This is a genomic window from Deinococcus rhizophilus (assembly GCF_030271215.1).
GTDB lineage: Bacteria > Deinococcota > Deinococci > Deinococcales > Deinococcaceae > Deinococcus > Deinococcus rhizophilus.
Genome location: NZ_JASNGB010000016.1, coordinates 16,196 through 30,028, shown reverse-complemented (window position 1 = coordinate 30,028; position 13,833 = coordinate 16,196). Strand labels below are relative to the sequence as shown.

The following is a 13,833-nucleotide window of genomic DNA, read 5'->3' as shown; positions in this document are numbered from 1 at the left end:
CGAATGCGGAAACCCACCGCATTCTTATGGCAAATGCTCTAGTCCTCGGCGGCGTAGCCCAGCAGGTCCAGCAACCGGTCGAGTTCCTCGCGGGAGGCGAAGCTCAGCTCCACGCGCCCCCTGTCCTCGCCCGTGATGCGGACCTTTGTGCCCGTGCGGCGGCTGAGGGCCAGCTCGACCCGGCGGTGGGCACGGGGCGGGTTGACGGTGACCGGGGCCGGGCCGGGCCGGGCCTCACGCCTCAGCGCCTCGGCCTCGCGGACGCTCAGGCCACGGATGCGAATCTGGTCCAGCGCCCAGAGCCGGTCGGACTCCGGCTGGGCCAGCACCGCGCGGGCGTGCCCGGCGCTGATCTCGCCCCCCTCCAGCGCCCGCAGGGCCTCGCCCGGCAGGGTCAGCAGCCGCAGGGCGTTGGAGACGGTCGAGCGGCCCTTGCCGACGGCCCGCGCCACCCCCTCCTGATTGAGTCCCTGCTCCAGCAGCGTCTGGTAGGCCCGCGCCTCTTCCAGCGGCCCGAGGTCCTCGCGCTGGAGGTTCTCGATGATGGCGATCTCCAGCGCCTCGCGGTCCCCGAGGTCGCGGATGATCGCGGGCACCTCGGTCAGCCCGGCGAGTTGCGAGGCCCGCCAGCGCCGCTCGCCCGCCACGATCTCGAAGTTCTCGCCGCGTGGGCGCAGCAGCAGGGGCTGGAGGACCCCCTTCTCGCGGATGCTTCCGGCCAGTTCTGCCAGTGCCTCCGGCTCGAAGACCTGCCGGGGCTGATAGGCCGCCTGCACGATGCGGGTGACCGGCACAGTCTGCACGCTGCCCCCACCCGCTGCCGCGCCCGGTGCGGGCTGGGGCTTGCTCAGCAGGGCGTCGAGGCCGCGCCCCAGGCTAGATTTTCTCGACACGCTGCATCACCTCCTCGGCGAGGCGTTTGTAGGCGGCGGCCCCGCTGGAAAGCGGCGCAAAGGCCCCGATGGGCTTGCCGAAGCTGGGCGCCTCCGAGAGCCGCACGTTGCGCGGCACCACCGACCAGAACACCTGTTCGCCGAAGTGCCCCCGCACCATCATCTCGACCTCCTGCGCCAGATTGGTGCGGCCATCGAACATGGTGATCGCCACCCCCAGCACCTTCAAGCGGGGATTGAGACCGCCCTGCACCCGTTCCACCGTCTCCATCAGCCCGGCGAGGCCCTCCAGCGCGTAGTATTCGGCCTGCAGGGGGATCAGCAGCGCGTCGGCGGCGGCCAGCACGTTCACCGTGAGCGGTCCCAGACTGGGCGGCGCGTCGATCAGCGCGAGGTCGTAGCCCTCCACGGCCTCCAGCAGCCGGGCCAGCGCCTCCGGATCATCGGCCAGCTCGACCCCGGCCCCGGCGAGGTCAGGGGTGGCGGGCAGCACGTCCAGCCCGTCCTGGGCGCTCGGGCGGACGAACTCGGCCACCCGGCCGGGCTCGGCCAGCGCCTCGTACAGCCCGGCCTCGGCACCGCGCAGGCCCAGGCCACTCGTCGCGTTGCCCTGAGGGTCCATGTCCAGCAGCAGCACCCGCCGCCCGCCCGCCGCGAGGTAGGCGGCGAGGTTGATGGCGGTGGTGGTCTTGCCCACGCCTCCCTTCTGGTTCACGATGCCGAGGGTCTTCACGTCGCCCGCCAGAATAACGGCTTGCGGGCCGGGACGCCCTCGCGGCGGGGGTAGCGGTCGGGGGTAGGGCCGGTCTTCCCGACCACCACCAGCGTCCGCGCCTCCCCCAGCACTGGGAGGGCGAAGGCGTCCACCGCCCGGACCTCTCCCCCCACCTCGGCGGCAGCAAGGCGACCCGCCTCCAGCTCTTCCGGGGACACCAGCCCCTTCTGCGCGACCAGCACGCCCCCTTCCCGCAGCAGCGGCAGGGCGAGTTCGGCCAGGGCAGGCAGGGAGGCCACTGCCCGGGTGACGACCCGGTCATAGCCCCCTCGGTGGGCCGGGTCACGTCCCAGCGCCTCGGCGCGGGCCGTCAGCGGCGTCACGTTCTCCAGGCCCAGCGCCGCCGCCGTCCGGGTCACGAAAGCAATTTTCTTGGCGGTGGCGTCGACAGGCACCAGCCGCAGATCGGGCCGCACGATTGCCAGCGGGAGGGCCGGAAAGCCTGCGCCAGTGCCCAGGTCGAGAACATGCCCGTCGCCGTCGAGCCACCTCCCACGCAAACAGGTCAGCGAATCCACGAAGTGCTTGAGAACGATGTCGTGCTCGCTCCGGATCGCGGTGAGGTTGGTCTGCGCCGCGCCCTCCTGCAACAGCAAAAGCAGCCTCGCGAAGGCTTCCACGTGCGGGGACAGGTCGGTGCCCAGCTCCTCTGCCCCTCGCAGCAGCAATTCCGTCGCCTCCGGCGTCACAGGCCGCGCCTGCCCGTCTGTTCGGTGATCACCGGGGCATGGTAGCCCCGCCGGGCGGAGGGAAGGGCGTCAGGTTTCACGTGAAACGCCCCCCGCCTGCCGCAGATGCACCAGCAGAGCACTGATGTCCGCGTGGCGCACGCCCGGTACTCTCGCGGCCTGTCCCACCGTCAGTGGCTGCGCCCGCGTGAGCTTTTCACGGGCTTCGTTGGACAGACTGCCCAGATCCGCGAAGTCCATGCCTTCCAGGCTCAACTCGCTTCCCCTGGCCTCGGCCTGAAGCTGCCGCTCGCTGCGCTCGATATAGCCCGCGTACTTGACCCGGATCTCGACCGACTCGCGCTCGGCCGCTCCCAGGGGCGGCAGGACCACCCCCAAGGCCTCGACATCGGCGAGCGTGAACTCCGGACGCCGCAGCAGGGCGTCGGCAGGCTGGCCGCTCACCCGCTGCCGACGCAGGGCCTCCACCCCGGCCGCGACCCGGGCATATTTCTCCTCCACGGCCCGCGCGGTGCTCTCCCCCACCAGCCCCAGACGCTGTCCCAGCCCGGTCATCCGCTCGTCGGCGTTGTCCTGGCGCACCAGCAGGCGGTGTTCCACCCGGCTGGTCATCATGCGGTAGGGCTCGTCGCTTCCCTTGAACACGAGGTCGTCGAGCATCACGCCGATATATCCCGTTTCACGTGAAACATGGAGTGTCTCCAGTCCGGCGGCCCGCCGCGCCGCCGCCGTGCCCGCGACCAGCCCCTGCGCGGCGGCCTCCTCGTAGCCGCTGGTGCCGTTGATCTGGCCCGCCGTGAAAACGCCCGGCAGCCGCCGCGACTCGAGGCCAAGGGTCAGCTCGGTGGACTCCACCACGTCGTATTCGACCGCGTAGGCGTACCGCTGGACCACCGCCTGCTCGAACCCCGGCAAGGTCCGCACCAGCGCGTCTTGCAGGCGCGGCGGCAGCGAGGAGCTGAAGCCCTGCAGGTAGACCTCGCTGGTCTGCACCCCGTCCGGCTCCACGAACAGCAGGTGGCGGTCATGGTGGGCAAAGCGCACGACCTTGTCCTCGATGCTGGGGCAGTAGCGGGGCCCCAGGCCCTCGATGTCGCCCGCGTACATCGGGGACTCGTGCAGGTTCTCGCCGATCAGGCGGTGGGTCTCCGGCGTCGTGTGGGTCTGCCAGGTCGGCGACTCGGCGGCGCGGGGGCCGGGCTGCCCGGTAAAGCCGCGCGGGTGCGGGTCGGCGGGAAGCTCCAGCAGGTCCGCGAAACGCACCGAGTCGGCCCGGACGCGGGGGGGCGTGCCCGTCTTGTAGCGCTTCAGCCGGTGCCCCGCGCGGGCCAGCGGATCGCTGAGAAACCGGGCGGGCGGTTCGCCCTGACGGCCCTCGGCGCGGGACTGGCGGCCGTACCAGGTCACGCCGCGCAGGAAGGTTCCAGCGGCGACCACCACGCTGCGGGCGGCCAGCCGCCGTCCGTCGGTCGTCACCACGACCCAGCCCCCGCGTCCATCGGGTTCGAGGTCGGCCGCCTCGCCCCGGACGATCTCGATCTCGGGGTGCCCGAAGATCACGTCCTGCGCCCGCTCGGCATAGGCGTCGCGCTCGTTCTGCACCCGCAGGGACTGGACGGCCGGTCCCTTGCTCGCGTTCAGGACACGGGTGTGGATGGCCGTCTCGTCCGCGAGGCGACCCATCAGGCCGCCCAGCGCCTGTACCTCGAAGACGATCTGGCTCTTGCCGGGGCCACCCACCGCCGGGTTGCAGGGCATCCGCCCCACGGTGGCCGGGTTGCCCACCAGCAGGGCGGTGCGGGCAAACTTCGCCGCCGCCCAGGCCGCTTCCAGCCCCGCGTGGCCCCCACCAATCACGATCACATTCCAGCCGTTCATCGGGAGGAAGTGTAGAGCGGCGGCCTCCCCCTCACACGGGGACGGCTCACGGTGCGGCAGGCGTTTCACGTGAAACCCGGCCCTCGTCCCTCTTCGCTGACCCGTCCCTCTCGGCTGACCCGTGCCTCCGGCGGCCCAGGCCCATGCTCTAGAATCCCAAACGAGCGTTAGGCAATAGGTTCCGCGTCCGGTGCCGCGCCCCTCAGGCGCCCTCCGGTCCTGCCGCTCAGGAGGCTCCTCATGATTCAGCCGTTCACGTCTGACCCCCTGCGCTGGGTGTCTGAAGACGGCCAACCAATCCGGGAACTTCCCGCCCGGTTCACGCCCGAGTTGCTGCGTGAACTGCACCGCCAGATGGTGCGGGCGCGGGAGTTCGACAAGAAGCTCGTCACCCTGTTGCGGCAGGGCCGCACCACCTTCTATGCCCAGGCCAGCGGCATGGAGGGCACCCAGGTGGGCCTGGCCCGCTCGCTGCGGGTAGGACACGACTGGGTGTGGCCGTACTACCGTGACCACACGCTGGGACTGGCGATGGGCATCTCGATGATGGACATCGTGAGCCAGTGCCTGGGCACCAATTCCGACCTGTGCCGGGGCCGCCAGATGCCGCACCACTTCGGGGTGGCCGACAAGCGCTTCGTGTCCATCTCGTCGTCCATCGCGTCGCAGGTTCCCCCGGCGGCAGGCACGGCGATGGCCCAGAAGTACCTCGGCACCGACGAGATCACCGTCTGCACCTTCGGGGACGGCGCGACCAGCGAGGGCGACTGGCACGCGGGGATGAACATGGCGGGAGCCTCCGGGGCGCCCTGCCTGTTCGTCTGCGAGAACAACCAGTGGGCGATCAGCACCCACCTGCGCGAGCAGACGGCCAGCGAGACGATCCACATCAAGGCCAAGGCTTACGGGATGCCCGGCTATTACGTGGACGGCAACGACATCGTGGCGGTCATGGAAGTGATGGAGCACGTGGCCGGGCGGGTCCGCGCTGGCGAGGGTCCCGCCCTCGTCGAGTGCCTGACCTACCGCGTCGGTTCGCACTCCAACGCGGACGCGGACGCCGAGAAGCAGTACCGCACCCGCGAGGAGGTCGCCGAGTGGGAGGCCCGTGATCCCATCACCCGCGTCGAGCGGCTGCTGGAGCACCTCGGGGCGCCTATCGACCCCCAGGAGATCCGGGACCTCGTGGCCGCCATTCACCGCGAGGTGGACGAGGCCGTGCGGGCCGCCGAGGCGACCGGGCAGCCGGGCTGGGAGATCATGTTCGAGGACGTGTACGCCGACAAGCCGGTGCATCTGGAGCGGCAAGAGGACTTTCTGCGGGCCGAGCAGCCTGCCACGGTGGGAGGCCGCGCATGACCGCCACCCAGAATCCGGCGCGGGCCGGGGCCGGAGCGGGGGAGACCCGCACCCTCACCCTGATTCAGGCCGTCACCGAGGCCATGCGCGAGGAACTCGCCCGCGACGAGCGGGTCGTGGTTTTCGGGGAGGACGTGGGCGCCCGGGGCGGCGTCTTTCTGGCGACGGCGGGCCTGCAGGCCGAGTTCGGCAGGGCGCGGGTGTTCGACACCCCGCTCTCCGAGGCCAGCATCGTGGGGGCGGCGGTCGGCATGGCGGTGCGGGGCATGCGCCCCATCGCCGAGATCCAGTTCGCCGACTACATGGGCCCCGGTTTCGACCAGCTCATCAGTCAGGCCGCCAAGATCCGCTACCGCTCGGGCGGGCAGTTCACCGCGCCGATGGTGATCCGCACCCCCTCAGGCGGCGGCGTGAAGGGCGGGCACCACCACTCCCAGAGCCCCGAGAGCTACTTCGCGCACACGCCGGGCCTCAAGGTCGTGATGCCCAGCACGCCCTACGACGCCAAGGGGCTGCTCAAGGCGGCCGTGCGCGGGGACGACCCCGTGATCTACTTCGAACCCAAGCGGCTCTACCGCGCCGCGAAGGGCGAGGTGCCGACCGGGGACTACACCGTCGAGATCGGCAAGGGGGCGGTGCGCCGCGAGGGCCGTGACCTCACCCTCATCGGGTACGGCGGCGTGATGCCCGACGCCGAGCGGGCCGCCGCCGCGCTGGCCGCCGAGGGCGTCGAGGCCGAGGTCATCGACCTGCGTTCGCTGCTGCCCTGGGACCGCGAGCTGGTGCTGGAAAGCGTGTCCCGGACCGGGCGGGCCGTCCTGGTCAGCGAGGCGCCGCGCACCGCCAACTTCATGGGCGAGGTGGCCTACGTCATTCAGGAGGAACTGTTCGACCAGCTGCTCTCGCCGGTGGTGCAGGTGGCGGGCTTTGACATCCCCTACCCCTACGTGCAGGACAAGATCTACCTGCCCGGCCCGAACCGCATCGCCGCCGCCTGCGTGCAGGCCCTGAACTACTGATGCCGGGGAGGCCGTGAAGCCCGACGTCTGGCGCTGGGTGCTGGGCGCCCTGGGCCTGGCGATCGGCTTCACGGTGTACCCGCTGCTGGGACGGTTGCCGGAGCCGTGGCCGGACCTGCTGGCCGGGGCCATCTTCGTGGCGCTGGGCGCGGCCACCTGGCGCTACGCGCAGGGCGACCGCTTCATTCAGGGGGCGGCGGCCCTGCTGGTGCTGTACGGCGTGGCCCGCCTTCTCTTTCTGCGCTGACCGTCTTTCCGCTCCCTTTCTGCTTTTGCCGAGGTGAACAAGTGAAACAAGTGCTGCTGCCCGAACTCGCCGAGAGCGTGGTCGAGGGCGAGATCCTGAAGTGGCTGGTCGAGGAGGGCGACGCGATCGCCCTGGAACAGCCCCTCTGCGAGGTCATGACCGACAAGGTCACCGTCGAACTGCCCAGTCCCTACGCGGGCACCCTGCACCAGCGCCTCGCGCAGGAGGGCGACGTGGTGGCCGTCCACGCGCCCATCGCCCTGATCGCTGAGGCGGGCGAGGCCGCCGGGGCCACCAGCAGGGCAGGGGAGAGGGTCCAGAACGCGGCCGACACCACCGCCCCCAGCGTGACCCAGGGCATTCAGGACAGTGGGGAGAACCCCACGACGGTGGACGCCCAGTTGCCCACGGCACTGCCGACCCAGGCCGCCGAGGAACGCGAGCAGGTGGGCGGCAGCATCGTGGAAGCCGGGCACGCCCCGAAGGACGACGGGGACGAGAGCAGCCTGTTCAAGGCCTTCGCCTCCGACGAGACCGTGAGCCTGCGGGGGCTGGAAAACCGCGCGGGGAGCGGGGCGCCGGGCACCTACACCGGGGGCACCGGCAGCATCCTCAACCGCCAGCAGACCCCCTCCGGTCGCACCGACGGGCGGGTCCTCGCCGTTCCAGCCGCGCGGAAGCGGGCGCGGGAACTCGGCATCGACCTCGCCGAGGTGGCGGGCAGCGGCCCCAACGGGCGGGTGCGGGTGGACGACGTGGTGACCCACGCCGGGCAGGGCGAGCAGGCGGCCCCAGCCCCGGTGACCGCGCAGGCCCCCCAGCCTCAAGCCCAGCCCGCCCCGACCCCCCAGCCTGCGGCAGCCGCGAAGGGCACGGGCGGAATGCCCGTTCCTCCCGTGCAGTACCGCACCCCCAGGGGCTACGAGCACCTCGAGGACCGGGTGCCGCTGCGGGGCATGCGCCGGGCCATCTCCAACCAGATGCAGGCCAGCCACCTCTACACCGTCCGCACCCTGACGGTGGACGAGGTCAACCTGACGAGGCTGGTGCAGTTCCGCGAGCGCGTGAAGGGCGACGCGGCAGCGGCGGGCGTCAAGCTCTCCTACCTGCCGTTCATCTTCAAGGCGGTGGCCGCCGCGCTGAAGAAGTACCCCAGCCTCAACTCCTCCTTCGACGAGGCGACGGGCGAGATCGTGATGAAGCGCTACTACAACGTCGGCATGGCGGTCGCCACCGACGCGGGCCTCACCGTGCCCGTACTGCGGGACGTGAACCACAAGAGCATCTTCGAGCTGGCCGGGCAGGTCACCGACCTCGCGGGCCGCGCGGGGGCAGGCAAGCTCACCCCCGACGAGCTGGCGGGCAGCACCTTCTCGGTGACGAACATCGGGTCCATCGGGGCGCTGTTCTCCTTCCCGATCATCAACGTGCCCGACGCGGCCATCCTGGGCGTCCACTCCATCGTGAAGCGGCCCATCGTCAACGACGAGGGGGAGATCGTGGTCGCGCACATGATGTACCTCTCGCTGTCCTTCGACCACCGTCTGGTGGACGGCGCGGAGGCCGCCCGCTTCTGCAAGGAAGTGATCCGCCTGCTCGAGAACCCCGACCGCCTGATGCTGGAAGCGATGTAACGCCCCTCAGGCAGCCTGCGGTCAGCCCTTCCCGGCTGGCCGCTTTGCTTTCCAAAGCGTGAACGCGGGGTCAGGTCCGGGTCACGGGGGCGTCAGCTTGAGGCGCTAGCGTGCGTGGTCATGGGGTCCTGTCCTACGGGCACGGACTGCCGGATTGGATAGAGTGACTGTGATGACCCGCTTCCGTACCCTCGCTGCCCTGCTGCTGCTGACCCTGGCCTCCGGCGCCGGGGCCCTCAAGCTGCGGGTCTTTGATCCGGAGTTGCAACTGAACCTGGGTTACGGCGAGAGCAGCGGCGGCCGCATGACCGTGCAACTGGTGCGCAACTACAGTGGCCCCGTGGTGCTGCTGTTCTCCCGCAGCGAGGACGAACGCAACGAGGGGCTGTTCCTGAACCTGCAGCCCCGTTACCTCGGCGTCCTCAAGGCCGGACAGCTCACGCTGGAGGTCGGCAACACCGAGCAGACACTCGCCCGCTTCCTGGGGGGTCTGAAGCCCGCGCTGAGCGTGCAGTTGGTCACCCAGAGCCTCACCCTGCCGGGCCTGCGCACGGCCACCCCCGAGAAAGCCGCTCCCGAAGGAGGCCGCTGAATGCTCGCCCAGATTCTGGTTGTGGAGGACGATCCCCATCTCGGCCCGCTGCTCAAGGAATACCTGTCGGCCGATTACCTCGTGCACCACGCCGCGACCCTGAGGGACGCGCAGGCGTGGCTGGGGACCCATTCGGCGCAGCTGATCTTGCTGGACCTCAACCTGCCGGACGGGGACGGCCTCGACCTCGTGCAGGCGCTGCGGCAGTATTCCAGCACGCCGGTGCTGGTGCTCTCGGCCCGCTCGGGGGTGCAGGAGCGCGTCGCCGGGCTGAACGCCGGGGCCGACGACTACCTCACCAAGCCCTTCGCGATGCCCGAACTCGACGCCCGCATCACCGCGCTGCTGCGCCGCACCGCCGCCGGAACCGGTGTGAACCTGGGCAACACCAGCCTCAGCACCAGCAGCCTGCTGCTCACGGTGGCCGACAAGAACGTCAACCTCACCGAGCACGAGGCCCGCATCCTCGAACTGATGATGCGCACCCCCGAGCGGGTCTTCTCGCGGGCGGACATCGAGTCGCACCTGTACGGCTGGGAGACGCCCAACAGCAACTCGGTGGAGGTCCGCATCAGCCAGCTGCGTAAGAAACTGGAGCATGCGGCCAGCGACCTGCGGATTCGCACCATCCGCAACGTCGGCTACGTGCTGCAGGCGAGCTGAGTCCCTTTTCCCGAGGCTGCCGTGTCCATCCGCCCTCGCCCCCCGCGTCCCCACGTGGGGGGACTTTGCCGTGAGGGGGCGGCGGCGTGACCCGCCCCGCCGCCCTGCGCTCGGCCCGCGTGGCGTGGCGGCACAGCCTGCGCTTCCGGCTGGCGCTGGTGTACACCCTGCTGGCGACGCTGGTGATCGGGCTGGTGGGGGTGGGCATCCTGACCCTGCTGCTGCGCGGGATGGACGGGCAGTTCCAGGCCCGGCTGAACGACCGCGCCGACGCCATCGCCGAGCGGCTCCTAGTGCCCGAGCTGTCGGTGGGCCAGACGCCGCCGCCCATCAGCGGCTACACCGCCCTACTGGACGATGAAAATCGGGTAACTCATGCGTCCCCGACCCTGCAACTGGAGTCGGGCGACCCCTTTCCGTATACCGATCAGACGCAATTCCCGATCCTGGGCACGCCCATGCGGGCCGCCACGCGCCCGGCGGGCGACTTCGGAACCGTGTGGGTGGCGCTGCCCGAGGACGACCTGGTGAATGCCCGCGAGAGTGCCACCCGCGCCCTGCTGCTGGCGCTGCTGCTGACGCCCGCACTGATGCTGATTACCGGCTGGGCGGTGGGGCGCCGGGCGCTGGCGGACCTCAGCGAGGCGGCCGACCTCGCCGACCGCCTTGACCCTACCCGCAGCGTGGCGACCCTGCCGCTGCCGGAGCGCGAGGACGAGGTCCACCGCCTGCTCGCCGCGCTCAACCGCCTGCTGGTGCGTATCGAGGCGGTGCAGGCGCGTGAAAAGCAACTGCTGGGGCAGATCGTGCACGAACTTGGCGCCCCGCTGACCGTGCTGCGGGCCAGCCTCGCGCGGGCCGCCGACCGCACCGACGACCCCGAGGTGGCCCGCGCCGCGCTGGTCGCCGACGAGTTGACCTTTACCACCCAGGACCTGATGCAGCTCGCGCGGGGGCAACTGGAGATGAAGGTCGCGTGGCACTTCATCCCGGCGGCGACCCTGCGCGGGCGGCTCGACCGTCTGGTGCCGGGCACGACCTTTGCGGGGGACTGGGACGGCATGCTGCTGTGCGACCCCGACCGACTGACCCAGGCCCTGCGCAACCTGCTGGCCAATGCCCGCCGCGCCGCCGGGCCAGAGGGCGAGGTGACCCTGACCCTGGGCGAGACGCCCGCGCACGTCACCTTTACCGTGCGCGACAGCGGCCCCGGCCTGCCGCCCGAACTGGGCGAACGGATCTTCGAGCCGTTTGTCAGTGGCAGCGGCTCCAGTGGCCTGGGCCTGAGCGTCTCGCGGCAGATCGCGGCGCTGCACGGCGGCACCCTGACGGCGGGCACGGCGCCGGGCGGCGGGGCCGAGTTCGTCCTGACCCTGCCGGGGCCGGAGCTGGGCGACGAGGACGATGAGGAAGGGGAGGAGGACGGGGAGACGGAGGCCACCGACCACCCCGCGAACACCCCCACCGCCGCCGCCCCCGCGTCCTGAGGAGCCCGGAGAACTCGCTATCCTTCCGGACGTGACCGCTCCCGCCGACCCTGCCGCTGCCCAGGCCGAACTGCTCGCGCTGCTGACCCTGCGCTTCACGCCCGCGCTGGGACCGCGCCGCACCGAGAGCCTGCGGCGGCACTTCGGTTCGGCGGAAGCGGCGCTCGCGGCGCCCCTGACCGCGCTGCGGGGGGTGCCGGGGCTGGAGGCCAAGACGGTGGCCGCCATCGNAGGCCGAACTGCTCGCGCTGCTGACCCTGCGCTTCACGCCCGCGCTGGGACCGCGCCGCACCGAGAGCCTGCGGCGGCACTTCGGTTCGGCGGAAGCGGCGCTCGCGGCGCCCCTGACCGCGCTGCGGGGGGTGCCGGGGCTGGAGGCCAAGACGGTGGCCGCCATCGGCACGCCGGGGCCCCGCGAGCAGGCCGAGGCGGAGCTGCAAAAGGCCGGGGCCGGGGGCGTCACCCTGCTGGGGCGTGGGCTGCCCGGCTACCCGGAGGCCCTCGAGGCCCTGGGCGACCCCCCGGCGGTGCTGTGGGTCCTGGGCGAGTTGCCCGACCTTCCGGCCGTGCCCCGCGCGGTGGGGATCGTGGGGACGCGGGGGGCGAGTCCGCACGCCCTCTCGCTGACCCGTGACCTCGCCGCCGACCTCGCGCGGGCGGGGGTGGCCGTGGTCAGCGGCCTGGCCCGCGGCATCGACACCGGGGCGCATCAGGCGGCGGTGGACGCCGGGGGCCCCAGCATCGGCGTGCTGGGCAGCGCGGTGAACCACATCTACCCCGGCGAGAACGTGGGGCTGGCCCGGCGCCTCACCCTGGTCAGCGAGTACCCGCTGGGAACCGGCCCCGCGCAGCACCATTTCCCGGCGCGGAACCGCCTGATCGCGGCGCTCTCGGCGGGGGTGGTCGTCGTGGAGGGCGAACTGAAAAGCGGCTCGCTCATCACCGCCACGCACGCGCTGGAATGCGGGCGTACCGTGTTCGCGGTGCCGGGCCGCGCCGGGGACCCCCGCGCCGCCGGGCCGCACCGGTTGCTGCGCGAGGGAGCGGTTCTCACCGAGACGGCGGGCGACGTGCTGGCCGAGCTGGGCTGGGACCAGGGCCCCGCTGCCCCCGCCCCCGACCTCCCGCCCGAGCAGGCCCGCGTGTACGCGGCGCTGGGCACGCCCGCCACTCTGGACGACCTGCGCGGGGTGACCAGCTTGCCCCTCGCGGAGCTCCAGACCGCGCTGGTGATGCTGCAGCTGACGGGCCTGGCCGAGGAGGTCGGCGGGCGCTGGCAGCGGCGGTAGGGGAGGGGAGAGGGTGAGCCTGACGGACGCTGAGGCGCGGGTCCTCGCCGCCCTGCGGAGCGGAGCCGACCTCGTCCGGCACCTGCGGCAGACCGGGCGCGGGCCGTACCACACGCTGGCCGGGCGGCGGCTGGGCGTGGTCACCGTCAAGGAGCTGGAGGGGCGGGGCCTGATCGCACTGGAGGGCGGCCCCGGACAGACCCGGGCGACCTACGCCCTGACCAAACGGGGCGAGGCGGCGCTGGCAGGATGGGAGGAGGAGCGCACCCCCTAGCCTCACCCTTCAGCCCCGTGGGATGCTGCCTCCATGACCAAACAGGGCATGGACGTGCTGGTGCTGGGCGGAACCCAGTTCGTGGGGCGGCATATCGTGGAGGCGCTGCTCCTGGCCGGGCACCGGGTCGCGGTGTTCACGCGCGGGCGCACCCCCGACGAGTTGCCGGAGACGGTCGAGCGCCTCCACGGCGACCGCGACGGGGGCGCGGTGGGCCTCGCGGCGCTCGCGGAGCGCACCTGGGACACCTGCGTGGACGTGAGCGGCTACACGCCCCGGCAGGTGCGGGCCAGTGCCGAGGCCCTGCATGGGTCGGTCGGGCGGTACGTCTTCGTCAGCACCGTCAGCGTGTACGGGGAGCCGGAGCGCCACCCCGTCCGCGAGGACGACCCCCTGCTGCCGGAGGCCGCCGAGGACGTGACCGAGGTGACCGGGCAGACCTATGGCCCGCTCAAGGTGACCTGCGAGCGGATCGTGGAGGAGGTCTACGGCGAGCAGCGGTCGGCCCTGCTGCGCCCGCAGATCGTGGCCGGACCCCACGACCCCACCGGGCGCTACACCTACTGGGTGGACCGGATCGCCGCCGGGGGCCGCTTCTTCGCGCCGGGAGACGGCTCCGACTCCGTGCAGGTGATCGACGCCCGCGACCTCGCCCGCTTCACGGTGACGGTGCTGGAGGGCGGGCTCTCCGGGGCCTACAACCTCGCCGGACCCCGCCTGAGCTGGCGCGAGTTCGTGGCCGCAGCGCGGGAGGCGACCGGCTCGGACGCCCAGCCGGTCTGGACCCCCGCCGAGGTGCTACAGGGCGGGGAACTGGGCCTGCCGCTGTGGCTCCCGGCCGGGGGACCCCAGGGCGGCCTGATGGACGTGGCAAACAGCCGCGCCGTCGCCGCCGGGCTGACCCTGACCGGGCCAGAGGTGACCGCCCGCGACACCCGCGCCTGGAGCGCCGGGACCCCGCAAAAGGTCTTTCTGACCCCCGGGCGCGAGGCGGAGGTGCTGGCAGAGCAGGGCTGAGGCCTGACCACCCTCCT

Annotated in this window: 14 protein-coding genes; 10 read left to right on the top strand and 4 right to left on the bottom strand. The window is 71.9% G+C overall.

The annotated features are described in order from the left end of the window. Window positions 1-38: 38 nt before the first annotated feature. From QOL99_RS03770 to mnmG, 4 genes are all read right to left on the bottom strand, one after another. The gene (locus QOL99_RS03770; RefSeq protein WP_285521491.1) at window positions 39-893 is read right to left on the bottom strand and encodes a ParB/RepB/Spo0J family partition protein; all 855 of its coding nucleotides are present in this window, start codon (window positions 891-893) and stop codon (window positions 39-41) included. Further along, on the bottom strand, window positions 877-1,626 hold the full coding sequence (locus QOL99_RS03765) for a ParA family protein (RefSeq protein ID WP_285521488.1): 750 nt from the start codon (window positions 1,624-1,626) through the stop codon (window positions 877-879). Before QOL99_RS03765 ends, QOL99_RS03770 begins: the two co-directional genes overlap by 17 nt. Then, entirely contained in the window at window positions 1,623-2,357 is a 735-nt protein-coding gene (gene rsmG, locus QOL99_RS03760) for a 16S rRNA (guanine(527)-N(7))-methyltransferase RsmG (RefSeq protein WP_285521486.1), read from the bottom strand. The genes QOL99_RS03765 and rsmG overlap by 4 nt, the downstream gene beginning before the upstream one ends. A 69-nt stretch (window positions 2,358-2,426) precedes the next feature. Then, entirely contained in the window at window positions 2,427-4,235 is a 1,809-nt protein-coding gene (gene mnmG / locus QOL99_RS03755; RefSeq protein WP_285521483.1) for a tRNA uridine-5-carboxymethylaminomethyl(34) synthesis enzyme MnmG, read from the bottom strand. Between the two features lie 240 nt (window positions 4,236-4,475). On the opposite strand from mnmG, the gene QOL99_RS03750 reads away from it, so the two are divergent. The 10 genes from QOL99_RS03750 (at window position 4,476) to QOL99_RS03705 (ending at window position 13,816) form a co-directional block, all read left to right on the top strand. Further along, window positions 4,476-5,594 carry a thiamine pyrophosphate-dependent dehydrogenase E1 component subunit alpha gene (locus QOL99_RS03750; protein ID WP_285521480.1) on the top strand — a complete coding sequence of 373 codons (1,119 nt, stop codon included), beginning with the start codon at window positions 4,476-4,478 and terminating at the stop codon, window positions 5,592-5,594. After that, window positions 5,591-6,613, top strand: coding sequence for an alpha-ketoacid dehydrogenase subunit beta (locus QOL99_RS03745; protein WP_285521477.1), 1,023 nt, complete (start codon window positions 5,591-5,593; stop codon window positions 6,611-6,613). Before QOL99_RS03750 ends, QOL99_RS03745 begins: the two co-directional genes overlap by 4 nt. A gap of 13 nt (window positions 6,614-6,626) precedes the next feature. Further along, the gene (locus QOL99_RS03740; protein WP_285521475.1) at window positions 6,627-6,860 is read left to right on the top strand and encodes a hypothetical protein; all 234 of its coding nucleotides are present in this window, start codon (window positions 6,627-6,629) and stop codon (window positions 6,858-6,860) included. 41 nt (window positions 6,861-6,901) lie between these two features. Beyond that, window positions 6,902-8,494 carry a dihydrolipoamide acetyltransferase family protein gene (locus QOL99_RS03735; protein WP_285521473.1) on the top strand — a complete coding sequence of 531 codons (1,593 nt, stop codon included), beginning with the start codon at window positions 6,902-6,904 and terminating at the stop codon, window positions 8,492-8,494. A gap of 172 nt (window positions 8,495-8,666) precedes the next feature. Continuing rightward, window positions 8,667-9,086 (top strand): hypothetical protein, encoded by a 420-nt coding sequence (locus QOL99_RS03730; protein WP_285521470.1) that lies wholly within the window; start codon window positions 8,667-8,669, stop codon window positions 9,084-9,086. Further along, on the top strand, window positions 9,087-9,749 hold the full coding sequence (locus QOL99_RS03725) for a response regulator transcription factor (protein ID WP_285521468.1): 663 nt from the start codon (window positions 9,087-9,089) through the stop codon (window positions 9,747-9,749). Between the two features lie 86 nt (window positions 9,750-9,835). Next, window positions 9,836-11,236: a sensor histidine kinase gene (locus QOL99_RS03720; protein WP_285521466.1), complete on the top strand. Its 1,401-nt coding sequence runs from the start codon at window positions 9,836-9,838 to the stop codon at window positions 11,234-11,236. 239 nt (window positions 11,237-11,475) lie between these two features. Next, a complete protein-coding gene (dprA, locus tag QOL99_RS03715) occupies window positions 11,476-12,525 on the top strand; it encodes a DNA-processing protein DprA (protein ID WP_285521494.1) in 1,050 nt (349 codons plus the stop codon). Between the two features lie 13 nt (window positions 12,526-12,538). Further along, window positions 12,539-12,799, top strand: coding sequence for a hypothetical protein (locus QOL99_RS03710; protein WP_285521463.1), 261 nt, complete (start codon window positions 12,539-12,541; stop codon window positions 12,797-12,799). Between the two features lie 33 nt (window positions 12,800-12,832). Then, on the top strand, window positions 12,833-13,816 hold the full coding sequence (locus tag QOL99_RS03705) for an NAD-dependent epimerase/dehydratase family protein (RefSeq protein ID WP_285521462.1): 984 nt from the start codon (window positions 12,833-12,835) through the stop codon (window positions 13,814-13,816). The last annotated feature ends 17 nt before the right edge of the window (window positions 13,817-13,833 follow it).

Bases quoted from the DNA above. Each gene is read 5' to 3' on its own strand.
- mnmG (WP_285521483.1), bottom strand. From the start codon at position 4,235: ATGAACGGCTGGAATGTGATCGTGATTGGTGGGGGCCACGCGGGGCTG.
- QOL99_RS03750 (WP_285521480.1), top strand. From the start codon at position 4,476: ATGATTCAGCCGTTCACGTCTGACCCCCTGCGCTGGGTGTCTGAAGAC.
- QOL99_RS03745 (WP_285521477.1), top strand. From the start codon at position 5,591: ATGACCGCCACCCAGAATCCGGCGCGGGCCGGGGCCGGAGCGGGGGAG.
- QOL99_RS03730 (WP_285521470.1), top strand. From the start codon at position 8,667: ATGACCCGCTTCCGTACCCTCGCTGCCCTGCTGCTGCTGACCCTGGCC.
- QOL99_RS03725 (WP_285521468.1), top strand. From the start codon at position 9,087: ATGCTCGCCCAGATTCTGGTTGTGGAGGACGATCCCCATCTCGGCCCG.
- QOL99_RS03705 (WP_285521462.1), top strand. From the start codon at position 12,833: ATGACCAAACAGGGCATGGACGTGCTGGTGCTGGGCGGAACCCAGTTC.